The organism is Pseudomonas sp. C9, from assembly GCF_002000165.1.
In the GTDB taxonomy this organism is placed as follows: domain Bacteria; phylum Pseudomonadota; class Gammaproteobacteria; order Pseudomonadales; family Pseudomonadaceae; genus Aquipseudomonas.
Genome location: NZ_MPAK01000001.1, coordinates 3,592,799 through 3,607,524 on the forward strand (window position 1 = coordinate 3,592,799; position 14,726 = coordinate 3,607,524).

The following is a 14,726-nucleotide window of genomic DNA, read 5'->3' on the forward strand; positions in this document are numbered from 1 at the left end:
TAGCGTTGAGCAACAAAAAAACCATACGAAATTGTTCGGAAAAGGATGTTTCTAGTGAAGCGACTATTCTGTTTGGCCGCGATTGCGGCCGCTTTAATGGGGCAAAGTTTTACTGCACAGGCAGCAGGTGTGGAGTTCGGGGTCGGTCAGACCAGCGATTCAACCATGACTTATCGACTGGGCATGCAATTCGATTGGGACCAGAGCTGGTTACAAAGTGACGTCGGTCGTGTGACCGGTTACTGGAGTGGTGCCTATACCTATTGGGAAGGTGACAAGCTCTCCAGCAACAACAGCCTGTCGTTCTCGCCCGTATTTGTTTACGAGTTTGCCGGTCAGTCCGTTAAACCCTACGTCGAGGCGGGGATCGGTGTAGCGGTGTTCTCTCATATAAGAGTTGAAGACAACAATCTTGGCTCGGCCTTCCAGTTTGAAGACCGTCTCGGGTTTGGCCTGCGCTTTACCGGCGGACATGAAGTCGGGGTTCGCGCGACGCACTATTCCAATGCCGGTTTGAGCAGTCACAACGATGGCGTAGAAAGCTACTCGCTGCACTACACCTTGCCGTTGTAACGTCAACAGCATCGCGGGCAAGCCATGCTCCCAAATGTGGGGACGTGGCTTGCCCGCGATGGCGTCAGATCTAGCGATACGCCGTAGTAATCCCTTGGCGTTCGTCGATGCACTCCGGTGCGCCCATCTCGAATTCCCGGCAGATCAGCGGGCGCTTTTCGTAGATGGTGCACATCATGCTGTTGCGATCCAGCGCGGCGCACCAGCCGTCGTCCAGGCGCAGCATGACTTCCCCACCCCAATCATCGGTATCGATAAAGCGTTCGGGTACGCCCGTGTCGGTGATCAACATCACTTCGAGCTGACAGCAGCAAGCCGCACAGGTCGAGCACGTAACGACCGGCTCGGCGATTTGCGTATGGGGAATGGTTTTCATGGCACGCAGTGTAAGGCAGTGGGGCGCTGCTGTGTGAAAGCCCTGACGGACGCTTGGTTGTGTGTCTACCCATCCTCGGGCTATGAAGTGGGGAAACCGTCGTCGATGACGGCGATGTTCATGGTCGATCCTGGATCGGCGCAGGGCTGCGCACCATGCGTTTGCCGATGGCCAGTTTCACCTCGCTCGGCGATGTCGACAGGGGCCAAAGCGCCGCCATGAACAGACCCGGAAAAACGATCTCCGCTGGCCGGTTCTTGAGTTTGGCGAAGATGTGCCGGGCGGCTTTACTTACCGGCCAACTGAACGATTTCGGGGCGTCATTATTTGCGGGCTGCGGGGGAGCGACAAACCCAGGGCTGACCACCGTGACTTCGATACCGTCCGGCGCCAGGTCCATGCGCAGCGATTCGAACTGGTAACGCAGTCCGGCTTTTGATGCACCATAGGCCTCGGCACGTGGCAGCGGCAAGTACGTCGCCGGGCTCGCGATGCCCACCAGGTGCGGCGCGGTGCCTTTGCGCAACAGAGGTATCGCGACCTGGATGCAGTAGGCACAGGCGAGCAAATTGGTGCGCACCACATGTTCGACAATCGAAGAGTCGAATTGCTGAATGTCGACGTACTCGCAGGTGCCTGCGTTGAGAATCACGGTGTCCAGCGAACCCCAGTCCTGGACGATTTGCTCGCCGATTTCGCGCACCCGCTGACTGTTGGTCAGGTCACCGGGCACCACCATCACCTGTCCGGGATAGCGCAGGGACAAGACTTTCAGTGCTGGCACCGAGCGTGAACTGACGGCCAGATGAGCGCCGGTTTTCAGTATTTGTTCGGCCAGCGAGGCGCCAATACCGCTGCTGGCGCCGGTTAACCAGTATCGCCGTGGAGGTGTAAAACTCATCCCATTTTCCTTTTCGGCCAGGCAATCGCCGGTCCCAATACGGGTAAGTACAGCAGACTATCTTTGTTCGCCTTGGCAAACGGTGCGGCAAAACGCCTCAGTCCATCACTCATGGCAACCTCCGGCATCGAGTCGCGCGGGCAGGTTCTTGAACGCGGCCAGCGCTCGTTGGCGGGAGGTACTCAGGTTGACGATGGGCGACGGATAATCCGCCACACCGAACAGGCCACCCAGGTTGGCCGGGTTATGCACATCTTTTTGGTTGAGTCCGGCCAGTTCTGGCAGCCAGTGCTTGATGAACGCACCGTCAGCGTCGAATTTCTGTGACTGGCTCAATGGATTGAAAATCCGGAAGTAGGGCGCCGAATCTGTGCCGGTGGACGAGCTCCACTGCCAGCCACCGTTGTTTGCCGCCAGATCACCGTCGATCAAATGCCGCATGAAAAAGCGCTCGCCTTCACGCCAGTCGATCAGCAAATTCTTGGTCAGGAACATCGCCACGACCATGCGCAGCCGGTTGTGCATCCAGCCGGTATCCAGCAATTGGCGCATGGCCGCATCGATGATAGGCACACCGGTGCGGGCTTCTTGCCAGGCCAGCAGTTCTTGTGGGGCGTTGCGCCAGGCGAGGGCTTCGGTTTCCGGTCGAAAGGCGCGATGGCGCGAGACCCGTGGGTAACCCACCAAAACATGTTTGTAGAACTCGCGCCATAGCAGCTCGTTGATCCAGGTGACGGCACCGATCTTACCGCTTTCGAATTCGCCTTGATTGGCTTGCAGGGCGGCGTGCAGGCATTGGCGGGGGGAAATAACCCCGGCGGCGAGATAGGCCGAGAGCTGGCTGGTTCCGGGTTTGGCCGGGAAATCCCGCTCGTTTTTGTAGTCGTCGATCCGGGCGTCGGCGAAGGCATCGAGTCGACGCCGGGCTTGGGCTTCACCGGCGGGCCAGTATTGGCGCAGGCCGTCGCTTGGCGTTTCGAACCCCTCGATGGTTGCCGGGATCAAGTCGCTGCTTACCGTCAGCGGCAACTGGGGGGCGGGTGTTGCGACCAGCCCCGGTAATGAAACCCGCAGCCGGTCGTAGCACACCTTGCGGAACTGGCTGAAGACCTGGAAGTAGGTGCCGCTCTTGGTCAACACGGAGCCTGGCTTGAATAGCAGTTGATCGAGGTAACGGTGGAACTGAATGCCCTTGGCGTTCAGCGTTTCGGCCACTGCTGCATCACGACGGCTTTCATTGACGCCGTAGTCCTCGTTGACGTGCAGGGCGTCGACCTTCAACTGCTGGCACAGGTCGAGCAGCACCGTTGGTGCGTCATCCCAGTGCGATGCCTGGCGGATCAGCAAGGGAATGTTCAGCTCGCCCAGCGCGCGACTCAGTTCGCTCAGGTTGCGCAGCCAGAAATCCACTTTGCACGGTGCATCGTCGTGTTCCAGCCACTGCTGCGGGCTCAACAGATACACCGCCACCGTCGGGCCGCTGGCTGCGGCGGCCGAGAGGGCGGTGTTGTCGTGTACGCGCAAATCGTTGCGCAACCAGATCAAATGCATGTTGGTGTCCGCACGCTTCATTAAAGGAGTCCACGCTGAACCAGGTACTGATGCGCCGATAACGGGCCTTCAGCGAGGGACAAATCAGCGATTTCCGTGGTTCTTGCGGACAGCTCGGCGTGGTGAATGCATACCGTAGGTCCGACAATCATTTTTGGGCATCTGATACCGTTCAATAGTTTCGGCAGCTGCGAAAGATTTATGGCTTTGCTGGAATACAGCAGTACGCCGCGGGCTTGCAGGTGGTCGACCGCCATCGCGAGTTCACCGGCGGGCAGGGGCCAGTCGAACACCTCTACCGGACAATCGGCGCTGCTGATCAGCCAGGCGGTGAGCCATAGGTGAGGTTCCAGTGGCAAATCCGATTGATTGATCAACAGCAGCGGCGCGGCGCGTAACTGACGGTTGTTATGGTAGATGCGTGCGCCGAACTTGCTGCGCAACCAGGAATAAAAAAACACCCGCTCCATCTGCGCGCCAAACTGTCCCTGCCAACGCTGTTCCAGTTCGGCCAGTAACGGGATCAACAAGTGTTCGCACAAGGTTCGCGGTGGATACAGCGCCATGGCTTGATTGACGGTTTCATCGAGGGCGCGTTCGTTCAACTGCAACACGGCTTGCAGCAGTGTGCGGCGCAGTACTTGCCAATCATTTTCGACGGTTTCGGTAAACGCTTGCGGCGTGTCCAGCAGTTGCTTGACCTGGCTGACAGCCACGCCACGGTTGAGCCAGGTGAGGATCATCAGGATGCGCTGGACGTGTTCGGCACTGAACAGCCGATGGCCCTTGGGGGTGCGTTGCGGAACGATCAGGCCATAACGCCGTTCCCAGGCGCGCAGGGTCACGGCGTTGACGCCGGTCTGGCGCGCGACTTCACGGATCGGCAGCCAGCCTTCGTCCAGGGCTTTGTTGAAGTTATCGCCCAGGTCTTCGCTGGCGCTGGTATCGAGTGGGGTTTTCATCAAATTGCGTTTCGCAGGCTGAGGTTTTCCGGATGCGGTTGCAGGTAAATCTGCTGTGCAATGTAGGGAACCGGATGCTGGCGGAAATGGTGCTTGAGCAGGGTCAGGGGCACGACCAGCGGCACGATGCCGTGTCGGTACTGGCCGATGACTTGTTGCATTTCCTGTTTGTCCTCGGGGCTGATGACTCGCTTGAGGTAGCCGCTGATGTGTTGCAGGACGTTGGTGTGGGTGCGGCGTGTGGCGCATTTTTTCAAGGCGCCCATCAGTTCGCTGAAGTAGCGCGGGCCGAGCTCCTCGACGCTGGTCAGGCCCATGTTGCCGAGCAAATTGCCCAAGGTCTTGTATTGCACCGGGTGATGGGCCATCAGCAAGTATTTATAGCGTGAGTGAAATTCGATGAGGCCGTGGCGGGTCAGGCCTTTTTGCAGCAATTGCTGCCAGTTGCTGTAGGCAAACACGCGGGTGAGGAAGTTTTCGCGCAATACCGGGTCGTTGAGGCGCCCGTCTTCCTCTACCGGCAAGTCTGGGTGCCGTGCACAGAAAGCCTGGGCATAGAGGCCGCGACCACTTCCTTGCAGCGACGCACCGTTGGCGTGATAGACCTTTACGCGTTCCAGGCCGCAGGAGGGAGATTTGTGCATGAAGATGTAGCCGCAGATATCGTTCAGTTCGGCGGCCATTTGCTCACCGAATTCAATCAGTGGCCGGGTGACATTGAGTTGTGGGTTAACGGTGCCGACCGCTTGGGGGTCTTCAGGGTCACCCACCAGGCGGATCGGTTCGCGAGGAATACCCAGGCCGATAGCGACTTCCGGGCACACGGCGATGAAATCGAAATAGTCCGTGAGGGTGTGGCTGCACAAGCTCGATTGCTTGTGCCCTCCGTTGTAGCGAACCTCGGCCCCCATCAAGCAGGCGCTAATGGCGATTTTCGGTCGAGTCGCTGGCTGGTCGTGCATCGAAGCACCTCGAATCCGAAACTGTACGGAGGGACGTCTCTGTACAACATTTCTTCATCATAGATCCAAAGATGTACAAGTCAATTTTTCTGTATAAGTTTTTAAGCGTGATAGCGAGGAAGGGCTGCTGTCCATGTCGACAGCAGCAATTGACGCAGGGTGATGCGGTTCACTGCAAGTGTTCCAGCAGGCGGCGAGCCGCTTCCTGGCCGCTGAGCCAGGCACCTTCGACACGACCGGACAGGCACCAGTCGCCACACACGTACAGGCCCAGGTCGGCATCCGCCAACACGCCCCATTCGTGGCTGTTGGCAGGGCGAGCGTAGAGCCAGCGATGGGCGAGGCTGAAGCTCGGGGCGGGCATGGAGTCGTGCAACAGCTCGGCGAATGCCCCGTGCAGTTGCTCGATCACCGCTTCCTTGGACAAGTCGATATGTTGCCGGCTCCAGGCGCTGGTTGCGTGCAGCACCCAGGTGTCCATGGTGTTGTCGCGTCCTGGTTTACTGCGGTTGCGCGCCAGCCAGTCGAGTGGGCTGTCCTGCACAAAACAGCCTTCAATGGGCGTATCCAGTGGCGTTTCGAAGGCCAGGGCGACGGCCCAGGTCGGGTCCATTTTTACCCCGGCGGCGGCCCCGGCGAGCTTCGATGCTGCGGCCAGCAGCGCGGTGGCCTGAGGGGCCGGCGTGGCGATCACCACATGACTGAACGGGCCGTGAGTGAAGCCTTCGGCGTCCTGCAAATGCCAGTGTTCTTCGCCTCGATAGACCTCGGTGATCCGGCAGGCAAACTGCACTTCCAGATCGCCGAGCAGGCCTCGGGTGATGGCGCTCATGCGTGGCGTGCCGACCCAGCGGGTCTGTTCGTCCGGCGACAGGTTGAGTTGGCCGCCTTGGTAGGTGTAGAGCTGCGGCGTCCATTCGGCGACCCAGCCCTGGGTTTGCCAGCGCTGGACTTCGGTCACGAAGCGGCGGTCGCGGGCAGTGAAATATTGCGCGCCCATGTCCAGAGCACCCGCATCGCTGCGCTTGCTCGACATGCGTCCGCCACTGCCGCGGCTTTTATCGAAAAGTTGAACGACATGCCCTGCGTCGGTCAGGGCCTGAGCGGCTGAAAGCCCGGCGATGCCGGTGCCGATGATTGCGATGGGTACAGTCATAGGGGCCTCGTTTACCTCTCTGTACAGACTACGCCGTGGTTCAAACCTGTACAATATTGTTTTTTGGTATAACTTTTAGCGTTCTCGATCTGACAGCTTGGCCTATTGTTAAACACAGAACCTGCCCGATACCAAAGATCCCTGCTTATAAAAATAGACTAGTGATCAGGGTTAAACGCCACGCGAGGAAGAAGTCATGCACATATTGCTGACCGGCGGTACTGGTTTGATAGGACGTCAGCTCTGCCGGCACTGGTTGAGTCAGGGACATCGCCTGACAGTCTGGAGTCGCAAGCCTGAAAAGGTCGCGAAAATATGCGGCGCTCAAGTGCGCGGTATTGCCCGGCTGGAGGACCTCGACCCGGCGCCGCTGGACGCCATTATCAACCTGGCAGGTGCACCGATCGCCGACCGCCCCTGGACGCACAAACGCAAGGCGTTGCTCTGGAGTAGTCGCATCACCCTGACGGAAACGCTGCTGGCCTGGCTCGAAAAACGCGAGCAAAAACCCTCGCTGTTGATTTCCGGTTCGGCGGTGGGCTGGTATGGCGATGGCGGGGAGCGTGAGCTGACCGAGGTCTCGCCCCCCGTCATCGATGATTTCGCCAGCCAGTTGTGCATCGCTTGGGAGGAGACCGCTCAGCGTGCTGAAGCCTTGGGACTTCGCGTGGTACTGATCCGCACTGGCCTTGTGCTGTCCGCGGAGGGCGGCTTTTTGTCGCGGCTGTTGCTGCCGTTCAAACTGGGGCTGGGCGGGCCTATCGGCAATGGTCGGCAGTGGATGCCGTGGATTCATATCAACGATCAAATCGCCCTGATTGATTTTCTTCTGCATCAGAAAGACGCCAGCGGTCCTTATAATGCGTGCGCGCCCAAACCGGTGCGCAATCGCGAGTTTGCCAAGACGCTGGGCAGCGTGCTGCGCCGCCCCTCGTTCATGCCGATGCCCGCCCTGGCGTTGAAAGTGACGCTCGGCGAGTTGTCGCTGTTATTGCTGGGTGGCCAGAAGGCGCTCCCGGTACGCGTGCTGGACGCGGGCTTCACTTTCCAGTTCACCGATTTGCGCGCGGCCCTGGACGATCTGTCCAGCCGCCTCTGAAATAGGACGTTGCATGACCGATCACGCATTGCTTCTGGTTAACCTGGGTTCACCTGCCTCCACCTCGGTGGCGGATGTGCGCAGCTACCTCAATCAATTTCTGATGGACCCGTATGTGATCGACCTGCCATGGCCAGTGCGACGCTTGCTGGTGTCGCTGATCCTGATCAAACGCCCGGAGCAGTCAGCCCACGCCTACGCGTCGATCTGGTGGGAAGAGGGTTCGCCCCTGGTGGTGCTCAGCCGTCGTTTGCAGCAGGCCATGACATCGCAGTGGACCCACGGTCCGGTCGAATTGGCGATGCGTTACGGCGAGCCGTCGCTCGAGTCGACGCTGGTGCGCATGGCAGCGACCGGTCACAGGCGAATCACGCTGGCGCCGCTTTATCCACAGTTCGCCGACAGCACCACCACGACAGTCATCGAAGAGGCCAAGCGTGTTGTGCGCGAGAAAGGGCTCGACCTGCAGTTGTCGATTCTCCAGCCGTTCTACGATCAGCCGGAATACCTCGATGCGCTGGTGGCCACGGCCAAGCCCCATCTGGCGCAGGATTACGATCACTTGCTGCTGAGCTTTCACGGGTTGCCGGAACGGCACCTGAAGAAGCTCAACCCTGGCCACAGTTTTGAAGGGGGTGGTGATTGCTGCGCCGGGGCGCCGCCGGAAGTGGTCGCCACCTGTTATCGCGGGCAATGCCTGCGTACGGCGGCAGAATTTGCCAAGCGCATGGGCTTGCCGGACGGCAAATGGTCGGTGTCGTTTCAGTCGCGTCTGGGCCGGGCCAAGTGGATCGAGCCCTATACCGAAGCGCGCCTTGATGAGTTGGCCAAAAGCGGCGTGAAGAAAATTCTGGTGATGTGCCCGGCGTTCGTGGCTGATTGCATCGAGACGCTGGAAGAAATTGGTGATCGCGGGCTGGAGCAGTTCCGCGAAGCCGGAGGAGAGGAATTGGTGCTGGTACCGTGCCTCAATGATGACCCGCAGTGGGCGCGGGCGCTGAGCGCGTTGTGTGAGCGAGCGCCGCTGGCCCTCTAAAGGCATCGCGGGCAAGCCTTGCTCCTACAGTGTTCGACACAGAACCTGTAGGAGCAAGGCTTGCCCGCGATAGCTATCTTGAGGCCGACTTACAACAGCGGATCATCCGCCTTCTTGTGCTTCCAGCTGTCATTACCCGGCAGGATCAGGTTCAGCGCAATCGCCACCACCGCGCACAGCGCAATGCCTTTGAGGCCGAAGTCGTCCGGGCCGGTCCCGGTGCCGACCAGTACACCACCAATCCCGAACACCAGGGTCACCGACACAATCACCAGGTTGCGCGCTTCGCCCAGATCGATCTTGTGGCGAATCAGCGTGTTCATGCCCACGGCCGCAATCGAGCCGAACAACAGGCACAGAATCCCGCCCATGACCGGCACCGGAATGCTTTGCAGCAGCGCGCCGAATTTGCCGATGAATGCCAGGCTGATGGCAAAGATCGCCGCCCAGGTCATGATTTTCGGGTTGTAGTTCTTGGTCAGCATCACCGCGCCCGTCACTTCGGCGTACGTGGTGTTGGGTGGGCCGCCAAACAAGCCGGCTGCGGTGGTGGCAATGCCATCGCCGAGCAACGTGCGGTGCAGGCCAGGCTTCTTCAGATAATCGCGACCGGTGACGCTACCCACGGCGATCACGCCGCCGATGTGCTCGATGGCCGGGGCCAGGGCGACCGGAACGATGAACAGAATCGCTTGCCAGTTGAACTCGGGTGCCGTGAAGTGCGGAATCGCGAACCACGGTGCGGCGGCAATCTTTGCGGTGTCCACCACGCCGAAATAGAACGCCATGGCAAACCCGACCAGTACACCGGAGATGATTGGCACCAGGCGGAAAATACCTTTACCAAACACCGCGACGATCAGGGTGGTCAGCAGCGCCGGCATCGAAATCAGCATCGCCGTCTGGTAGTGAATCAGCTCAGAGCCGTCGCCGGTCTTGCCCATCGCCATGTTGGCGGCAATCGGCGCCATGGCCAGGCCGATGGAAATGATCACTGGACCAATCACCACCGGTGGCAGCAGGCGGTCGATGAAACCGGTGCCTTTGATCTTCACGGCAAGGCCGAGGAAGGTGTAGACGAAACCCGCCGCCATCACCCCGCCCATGGTCGCCGCGAGGCCGAACTGGCCCTTGGCGAGGATGATCGGGGTGATGAAGGCAAAGCTCGACGCCAGGAACACGGGCACCTGACGCCCGGTGACGATCTGGAACAGAATCGTCCCCAGGCCGGCGGTGAACAGCGCCACGTTCGGGTCGAGGCCGGTAATCAGCGGCATCAACACCAGGGCGCCGAAGGCCACGAACAGCATCTGTGCACCCGACAGCACCGTGCGCCAGAGCGGATCGTTGAACTCTTGCTGCATGCTCAAGCGTCCTTCTGCTTGGTACCGAAGATCTTGTCTCCGGCATCGCCCAGGCCCGGGATGATGTAGCCGTGCTCGTTGAGTTTCTGATCGATGGAAGCAGTGTAGATAATCACGTCCGGGTGAGCTTTCTCGACCGCGGCAATGCCTTCCGGCGCGGCGACCAGCACCATGGCGCGGATGTCCTTGCAACCGGCCTTTTTCAGCAGGTCAATGGTGGCGACCATCGAGCCGCCGGTGGCGAGCATCGGGTCGATGATCATGGCCAGGCGTTCGTCGATTTCCGGGACCAGTTTTTCCAGGTAGGTGTGGGCTTCGAGGGTTTTCTCGTTACGGGCCACGCCCACGGCGCTGACTTTGGCGCCCGGGATCAGGCTCAGCACGCCTTCGAGCATGCCGATACCGGCGCGCAGAATCGGTACTACAGTAATTTTCTTGCCGGCGATTTTCTCGACCGACACAGTGCCGCACCAGCCTTCGATATCGTAGGTTTCCAGCGGCAGGTCTTTGGTGGCTTCATAGGTCAGCAGGGCGCCGACTTCCTGAGCGAGCTCACGGAAATTCTTGGTGCTGATGTCTGCACGGCGCATGAGGCCAAGTTTATGACGGATCAGCGGGTGGCGGATCTCGAGGATGGGCATGGGAAAGGCTCCGGCGGCGGGCAAAAAAACCGGCCTAGATTAATCTATCCGAGGGTGTTGTCCTATAGACATACAGAACGTTAGTCCACAAACGCTTGATCTGACCGTGCGGGATGCGTACCTTTGCCCGCTTTTCCTGAATACGCCACCCCTTGGAGAGCGCCATGTCCGCTGATCTCGAGCATATCCGTCAAATCATGCGAGAGGCTGACTGCCTGTACACCGAAGCTGAAGTCGAGGCGGCTATCGCCCGCGTTGGTGCACACATCAACGAACAACTGGCAGACACTAACCCAGTGGTGTTCTGTGTGATGAACGGCGGCCTGATTTTCGCCGGCAAGCTGCTCACCCATTTACAGTTCCCGCTGGAAGCGTCCTACCTGCACGCCACCCGCTATCGCAATGAAACCAGCGGCGGCGAGCTGTTCTGGAAAGCCAAGCCGGAAGTGTCGTTTATCGACCGTGACGTGCTGATCATCGACGACATCCTCGACGAAGGTCACACCCTGGGCGCGATCATCGATTTCTGCAAACACGCTGGCGCGCGCAAAGTGCACACCGCCGTGTTGATCGACAAAGACCACGACCGCAAGGCTCGCCCGGACCTGAAAGCCGATTTCGTCGGCCTGCCGTGCATCGACCGCTACATCTTCGGTTACGGCATGGATTACAAAGGCTACTGGCGTAACGCTAACGGGATCTTCGCTGTTAAAGGCATGTAAACGATGACTACGCCGCGCTTTCTTGATCAATCCTTGTTCACTGATTTGGCCGGGAAAGCGGCGGCTAATCCTCGTGGGCGTCAACATCATAACTTCCATCAGATGGAAGATGCCTGTCATCGGATGGCCGTAGGCCTGCAGCCGAACACCTACATCCCGCCGCACCGCCATCTGGGTGAAAACAAGGCTGAAACCCTGTTGGTGCTCAAAGGGCGGCTTGGGGTGTTGATCTTCGATGAGTCCGGCACGTTGCTGACAAAGCAGATCCTGCAAGCCGGTGGTGATTGTGTCGGCGTGGATCTGCCCGGTGGTGTGTTCCACGGCATTGTGGTGCTGGAAGCCGACAGCCTGATGTTCGAGTGCAAGGCCGGTCCTTACCGTCCCGTGGGTGAAGGTGAGCTCGCACACTGGGCGCCGCGTGAAGGTGAGCCGGGTGTGGCCGAGTATCAGGCGTGGATGCGCGCTCAATTCGATTGATGTCCGGTACACCACCGCGATTTCCTGTAGCAGCCTTCGGCAGCTGCTACAGTGCTCCGCTTCGTCCCAGGAGCCCGTCATGAGTCTATTGATCCGCAGTTGCGCCGCTGTGTTGCTGACCCTCAGTTTGCCCCTGGCCGCCGCACCTGCGCCGATGCACGCGCAGTACCTGCCACCGGATGACCTGACCCTGCGCGACGCGGAGCCCGAGCAGCAACAGCTCATGCAGGTCACCGAGTATTCCGTGGTCGTGGGTAGCCAACGCCAATCCAGTCAACAGCCGATTCCGGTCACGTCACCGTTGTTGATCCGTCTCAAGGGTAAATCCCTGAACAAAGGCGCGACCATCAGCCAGGTCCTGGTCAACTTCGATGGCGAAAGCAAAAGCCTGAAAAAGCCGGTCTACGACGATAAAAGCAAAACCCTGACGCTGTATTACCCGTTGGCGCAATACCGGGTCGCCATCGACTTGTTGCGCAATGACACGGTGTATTGCCAGTTCTTGAGCTATGCCAATGGCCATGTCTGGGCTGATTTACACACCGCAGCCACTCGTCCGCGTTGAGCCCGGCGGCAAGGGAGGGGTAAACTGCCCGCCCCGTGAAATGTCTGCGAGCTGGAGTCGGCAATGCGTAAAGATAAGAAGCAAGTGATTGGTGACGAGATCGGCGACGAGCAGATCAAGTTGTTCCTCGATTTCGAGCCAGTCGACGCCACTTCGCCGTCGCTGCACAAATTGATCAAGGCCTACCGTGGCCTGCGAATCGATGACTTCGAGCGTTTTCTGACGTTCTTCGTTGCAGCCGGCTTCGACGTTGACGGCCAGGATGAGCACGGCAAAACCTTCGTTGACCTGATCCAGGATCAGCGCAACGCCCCGGATTACATCGAGCTGATCAAAAAGGCTCGCGGCTGATCTCCCAGCCAAACCGATATGTGTGGCGCGGGTTTTACCGGCCATAAAAAAACGCCCCGCTCTCAATGAGAGCGGGGCGTTTTTTATGCGGCCCAATCAAGCGAAGCTTGGGGTCTCGCTGCTTTCTTCAACCAGTTCCAGCGCGATGTTGTTCTGCGTGTTGATCTTGCGATACAGCGCAGCATCGGTTTCCAGGACTTTCTCACGGGCCGGGAAGATTTCCGCCAGTTTGGCAGCCCATTCGCCCTTGGTCTTGCCCGCGAAGCATTTTTCGATCAGCTCGAGCATGATCGAAACCGTCACCGAAGCGCCTGGGGAGGCGCCGAGCAGGGCAGCAAGGGAACCGTCCTTGGCCGCGACCAGTTCGGTACCGAACTGCAGAACGCCGCCCTTTTTCGGGTCTTTCTTGATGATCTGCACACGTTGGCCGGCCACTTCCAGGCGCCAGTCTTCGGCTTTCGCTTCAGGGTAGAAACGACGCAGGGATTCCAGGCGCTGCTCCATCGACTGCATCACTTCGCTGACCAGGTACTTGGTCAGGTCCATGTTGTTTTTCGCCACGGCCAGCATCGGGCCGATGTTGCCAGCGCGTACCGACATCGGCAGGTCCATGAAGGAACCGTGCTTGAGGAACTTGGTGGTGAAACCGGCGTAAGGTCCGAACAACAGGGACTTGTTGCCGTCAACGACGCGGGTGTCCAGGTGAGGTACGGACATTGGTGGCGAACCCACGGCGGCCTGGCTGTAAACCTTGGCCTGGTGGTGCTTGACCACTTCCGGGTTGTCGCAACGCAGCCACTGGCCACTGATCGGGAAGCCGCCGAAGCCTTTGCTTTCTTCGATGCCCGAGGCCTGCAGCAGCGGCAACGCCGCGCCGCCAGCGCCCAGGAAGACGAACTTCGCGTCGACGTCACGGGTATTGCCGCTGTTGACGTCCTTGATGCTGACGGTCCAACCACCGTTGTTACGCTTGAGGCCAGTCACGCGCTTGCAGTACTTGACCTGTGCATCGGGTGCGCTGGTCAGGTGCTTGAGCAGTTGATTGGTCAGGGCGCCGAAGTTGACGTCGGTGCCATTCAAGACGCGGGTGGCGGCGACGACTTCGTCGGCCGGACGGCCCGGCATCATCAGCGGCATCCAGTCGGCCATTTTGGCTTTGTCTTCGGTGTATTCCATGTCCGCGAAGGCGTGGTGCTTGCTCAGCACCTTGAAGCGTTCCTTGAGGAAGGAAATACCGCTTTCACCTTGCACGAAGCTCAGGTGCGGCACCGGGCTGATGAACGTCTTGCACGAGCCGAACGTGCCTTTTTTGGTCAGGTAGGACCAAAACTGCTTCGACACCTCGAACTGGGTGTTGATGTGCACGGCTTTCTTGATGTCGACGGTGCCATCGGCAGCCTGCGGCGTGTAGTTGAGCTCACACAGCCCGGCGTGACCGGTACCGGCGTTGTTCCATGGGTTGGAACTCTCTGCGGCACCGGAATCCATCAGCTCGACGACTTCCAGCTTGATCGCGGGGTCGAGCTCTTTGAGCAATACCGCAAGGGTGGCACTCATGATGCCGGCCCCAACCAGTACTACGTCGACTGCTTCGTTATGCGCCATTTAACGCGTCTCCAAAATCTGCAGCACCAAATTGTCGGCATGGCTGCCAGGCGTTCCGGGGCGTGTCAGTGATGCCCCTGGTACCCATGTCAGTATCGCCATGTCCGAATCTTCGCAATTTTTCGCAACTTCGACGGACGCTACCGGCCGGGCTAATGAGGTCTATGAACTCATTTCAACACGCGACTGGCAATTCGACTTATGGTCGATACATCCGTTTGTGCAACCAAATCCGTAGCGGACAGGCTTCAGGCTCCGGTGTTCGAGGAGTACTCGGTCCTGTGTCGTTGGGCTGTTTCAGACGCTAATGGTGCATGTTCAGACGCAAAACTATTCATTTGCTCGCCACACTCTTGTGAAGTTGTGAAAACCCGTTTTTTTCACG

Annotated in this window: 16 protein-coding genes; 7 read left to right on the forward strand and 9 right to left on the reverse strand. The window is 59.2% G+C overall.

From position 1 onward, the window contains the following. The first annotated feature begins 54 nt into the window (after positions 1-54). Complete coding sequence (locus BMS17_RS16795; protein WP_046030158.1) at positions 55-573, forward strand: acyloxyacyl hydrolase; 519 nt, start codon at positions 55-57, stop codon at positions 571-573. Between the two features lie 70 nt (positions 574-643). Here BMS17_RS16795 and BMS17_RS16800 read toward each other — a convergent pair whose 3' ends face one another. The 6 genes from BMS17_RS16800 to BMS17_RS16825 all read right to left on the reverse strand — a co-directional run bounded on the left by BMS17_RS16800 (position 644) and on the right by BMS17_RS16825 (position 6,481). After that, positions 644-949 carry a YkgJ family cysteine cluster protein gene (locus BMS17_RS16800; RefSeq protein WP_046030160.1) on the reverse strand — a complete coding sequence of 102 codons (306 nt, stop codon included), beginning with the start codon at positions 947-949 and terminating at the stop codon, positions 644-646. A 118-nt stretch (positions 950-1,067) separates the two neighbouring features. Then, the gene (locus BMS17_RS16805; RefSeq protein ID WP_046030163.1) at positions 1,068-1,850 is read right to left on the reverse strand and encodes an SDR family oxidoreductase; all 783 of its coding nucleotides are present in this window, start codon (positions 1,848-1,850) and stop codon (positions 1,068-1,070) included. A 105-nt stretch (positions 1,851-1,955) separates the two neighbouring features. Further along, complete coding sequence (phrB, locus tag BMS17_RS16810) at positions 1,956-3,401, reverse strand: deoxyribodipyrimidine photo-lyase (RefSeq protein WP_139348141.1); 1,446 nt, start codon at positions 3,399-3,401, stop codon at positions 1,956-1,958. Between the two features lie 20 nt (positions 3,402-3,421). Then, positions 3,422-4,363: a MerR family transcriptional regulator gene (locus BMS17_RS16815; RefSeq protein ID WP_077431268.1), complete on the reverse strand. Its 942-nt coding sequence runs from the start codon at positions 4,361-4,363 to the stop codon at positions 3,422-3,424. Then, complete coding sequence (locus BMS17_RS16820) at positions 4,363-5,325, reverse strand: DUF523 and DUF1722 domain-containing protein (RefSeq protein WP_077431269.1); 963 nt, start codon at positions 5,323-5,325, stop codon at positions 4,363-4,365. The genes BMS17_RS16815 and BMS17_RS16820 overlap by 1 nt, the downstream gene beginning before the upstream one ends. A gap of 169 nt (positions 5,326-5,494) precedes the next feature. Continuing rightward, positions 5,495-6,481, reverse strand: coding sequence for an NAD(P)/FAD-dependent oxidoreductase (locus BMS17_RS16825; RefSeq protein WP_046030179.1), 987 nt, complete (start codon positions 6,479-6,481; stop codon positions 5,495-5,497). 196 nt (positions 6,482-6,677) lie between these two features. Here BMS17_RS16825 and BMS17_RS16830 point away from each other — a divergent pair, with 196 nt between their 5' ends. After that, positions 6,678-7,580 carry a TIGR01777 family oxidoreductase gene (locus BMS17_RS16830; protein ID WP_077431270.1) on the forward strand — a complete coding sequence of 301 codons (903 nt, stop codon included), beginning with the start codon at positions 6,678-6,680 and terminating at the stop codon, positions 7,578-7,580. 13 nt (positions 7,581-7,593) lie between these two features. Beyond that, entirely contained in the window at positions 7,594-8,616 is a 1,023-nt protein-coding gene (gene hemH, locus BMS17_RS16835) for a ferrochelatase (RefSeq protein ID WP_046030184.1), read from the forward strand. Between the two features lie 89 nt (positions 8,617-8,705). Here hemH and BMS17_RS16840 read toward each other — a convergent pair whose 3' ends face one another. Next, positions 8,706-9,980, reverse strand: coding sequence for a uracil-xanthine permease family protein (locus BMS17_RS16840; RefSeq protein WP_046030185.1), 1,275 nt, complete (start codon positions 9,978-9,980; stop codon positions 8,706-8,708). A gap of 2 nt (positions 9,981-9,982) precedes the next feature. After that, positions 9,983-10,621, reverse strand: a complete 639-nt coding sequence (gene upp / locus BMS17_RS16845) for a uracil phosphoribosyltransferase (RefSeq protein WP_077431271.1) — start codon at positions 10,619-10,621, stop codon at positions 9,983-9,985. 164 nt (positions 10,622-10,785) lie between these two features. Here upp and BMS17_RS16850 point away from each other — a divergent pair, with 164 nt between their 5' ends. From BMS17_RS16850 to BMS17_RS16865, 4 genes are all read left to right on the forward strand, one after another. After that, positions 10,786-11,343, forward strand: coding sequence for a hypoxanthine-guanine phosphoribosyltransferase (locus BMS17_RS16850; RefSeq protein ID WP_046030190.1), 558 nt, complete (start codon positions 10,786-10,788; stop codon positions 11,341-11,343). A gap of 3 nt (positions 11,344-11,346) precedes the next feature. Further along, entirely contained in the window at positions 11,347-11,820 is a 474-nt protein-coding gene (locus BMS17_RS16855) for a WbuC family cupin fold metalloprotein (protein ID WP_077431272.1), read from the forward strand. A gap of 79 nt (positions 11,821-11,899) precedes the next feature. Then, positions 11,900-12,385, forward strand: a complete 486-nt coding sequence (locus tag BMS17_RS16860; RefSeq protein ID WP_077431273.1) for a hypothetical protein — start codon at positions 11,900-11,902, stop codon at positions 12,383-12,385. A gap of 63 nt (positions 12,386-12,448) precedes the next feature. Then, positions 12,449-12,736, forward strand: coding sequence for a PA4642 family protein (locus BMS17_RS16865; protein ID WP_046030198.1), 288 nt, complete (start codon positions 12,449-12,451; stop codon positions 12,734-12,736). Between the two features lie 96 nt (positions 12,737-12,832). On the opposite strand, the gene mqo is transcribed toward BMS17_RS16865, so the two are convergent. Further along, the gene (gene mqo / locus BMS17_RS16870) at positions 12,833-14,341 is read right to left on the reverse strand and encodes a malate dehydrogenase (quinone) (RefSeq protein WP_077431274.1); all 1,509 of its coding nucleotides are present in this window, start codon (positions 14,339-14,341) and stop codon (positions 12,833-12,835) included. Positions 14,342-14,726: the final 385 nt, after the last annotated feature.

Excerpts from the sequence above, each read along its gene's own strand:
- BMS17_RS16800 (WP_046030160.1), bottom strand. The coding sequence starts at position 949 with ATGAAAACCATTCCCCATACGCAAATCGCCGAGCCGGTCGTTACGTGC.
- BMS17_RS16805 (WP_046030163.1), bottom strand. The coding sequence starts at position 1,850 with ATGAGTTTTACACCTCCACGGCGATACTGGTTAACCGGCGCCAGCAGC.
- phrB (WP_139348141.1), bottom strand. The coding sequence starts at position 3,401 with ATGCATTTGATCTGGTTGCGCAACGATTTGCGCGTACACGACAACACC.
- BMS17_RS16815 (WP_077431268.1), bottom strand. The coding sequence starts at position 4,363 with ATGAAAACCCCACTCGATACCAGCGCCAGCGAAGACCTGGGCGATAAC.
- BMS17_RS16820 (WP_077431269.1), bottom strand. The coding sequence starts at position 5,325 with ATGCACGACCAGCCAGCGACTCGACCGAAAATCGCCATTAGCGCCTGC.
- BMS17_RS16825 (WP_046030179.1), bottom strand. The coding sequence starts at position 6,481 with ATGACTGTACCCATCGCAATCATCGGCACCGGCATCGCCGGGCTTTCA.
- BMS17_RS16830 (WP_077431270.1), top strand. The coding sequence starts at position 6,678 with ATGCACATATTGCTGACCGGCGGTACTGGTTTGATAGGACGTCAGCTC.
- hemH (WP_046030184.1), top strand. The coding sequence starts at position 7,594 with ATGACCGATCACGCATTGCTTCTGGTTAACCTGGGTTCACCTGCCTCC.
- BMS17_RS16840 (WP_046030185.1), bottom strand. The coding sequence starts at position 9,980 with ATGCAGCAAGAGTTCAACGATCCGCTCTGGCGCACGGTGCTGTCGGGT.
- upp (WP_077431271.1), bottom strand. The coding sequence starts at position 10,621 with ATGCCCATCCTCGAGATCCGCCACCCGCTGATCCGTCATAAACTTGGC.
- BMS17_RS16850 (WP_046030190.1), top strand. The coding sequence starts at position 10,786 with ATGTCCGCTGATCTCGAGCATATCCGTCAAATCATGCGAGAGGCTGAC.
- BMS17_RS16855 (WP_077431272.1), top strand. The coding sequence starts at position 11,347 with ATGACTACGCCGCGCTTTCTTGATCAATCCTTGTTCACTGATTTGGCC.
- BMS17_RS16860 (WP_077431273.1), top strand. The coding sequence starts at position 11,900 with ATGAGTCTATTGATCCGCAGTTGCGCCGCTGTGTTGCTGACCCTCAGT.
- BMS17_RS16865 (WP_046030198.1), top strand. The coding sequence starts at position 12,449 with ATGCGTAAAGATAAGAAGCAAGTGATTGGTGACGAGATCGGCGACGAG.
- mqo (WP_077431274.1), bottom strand. The coding sequence starts at position 14,341 with ATGGCGCATAACGAAGCAGTCGACGTAGTACTGGTTGGGGCCGGCATC.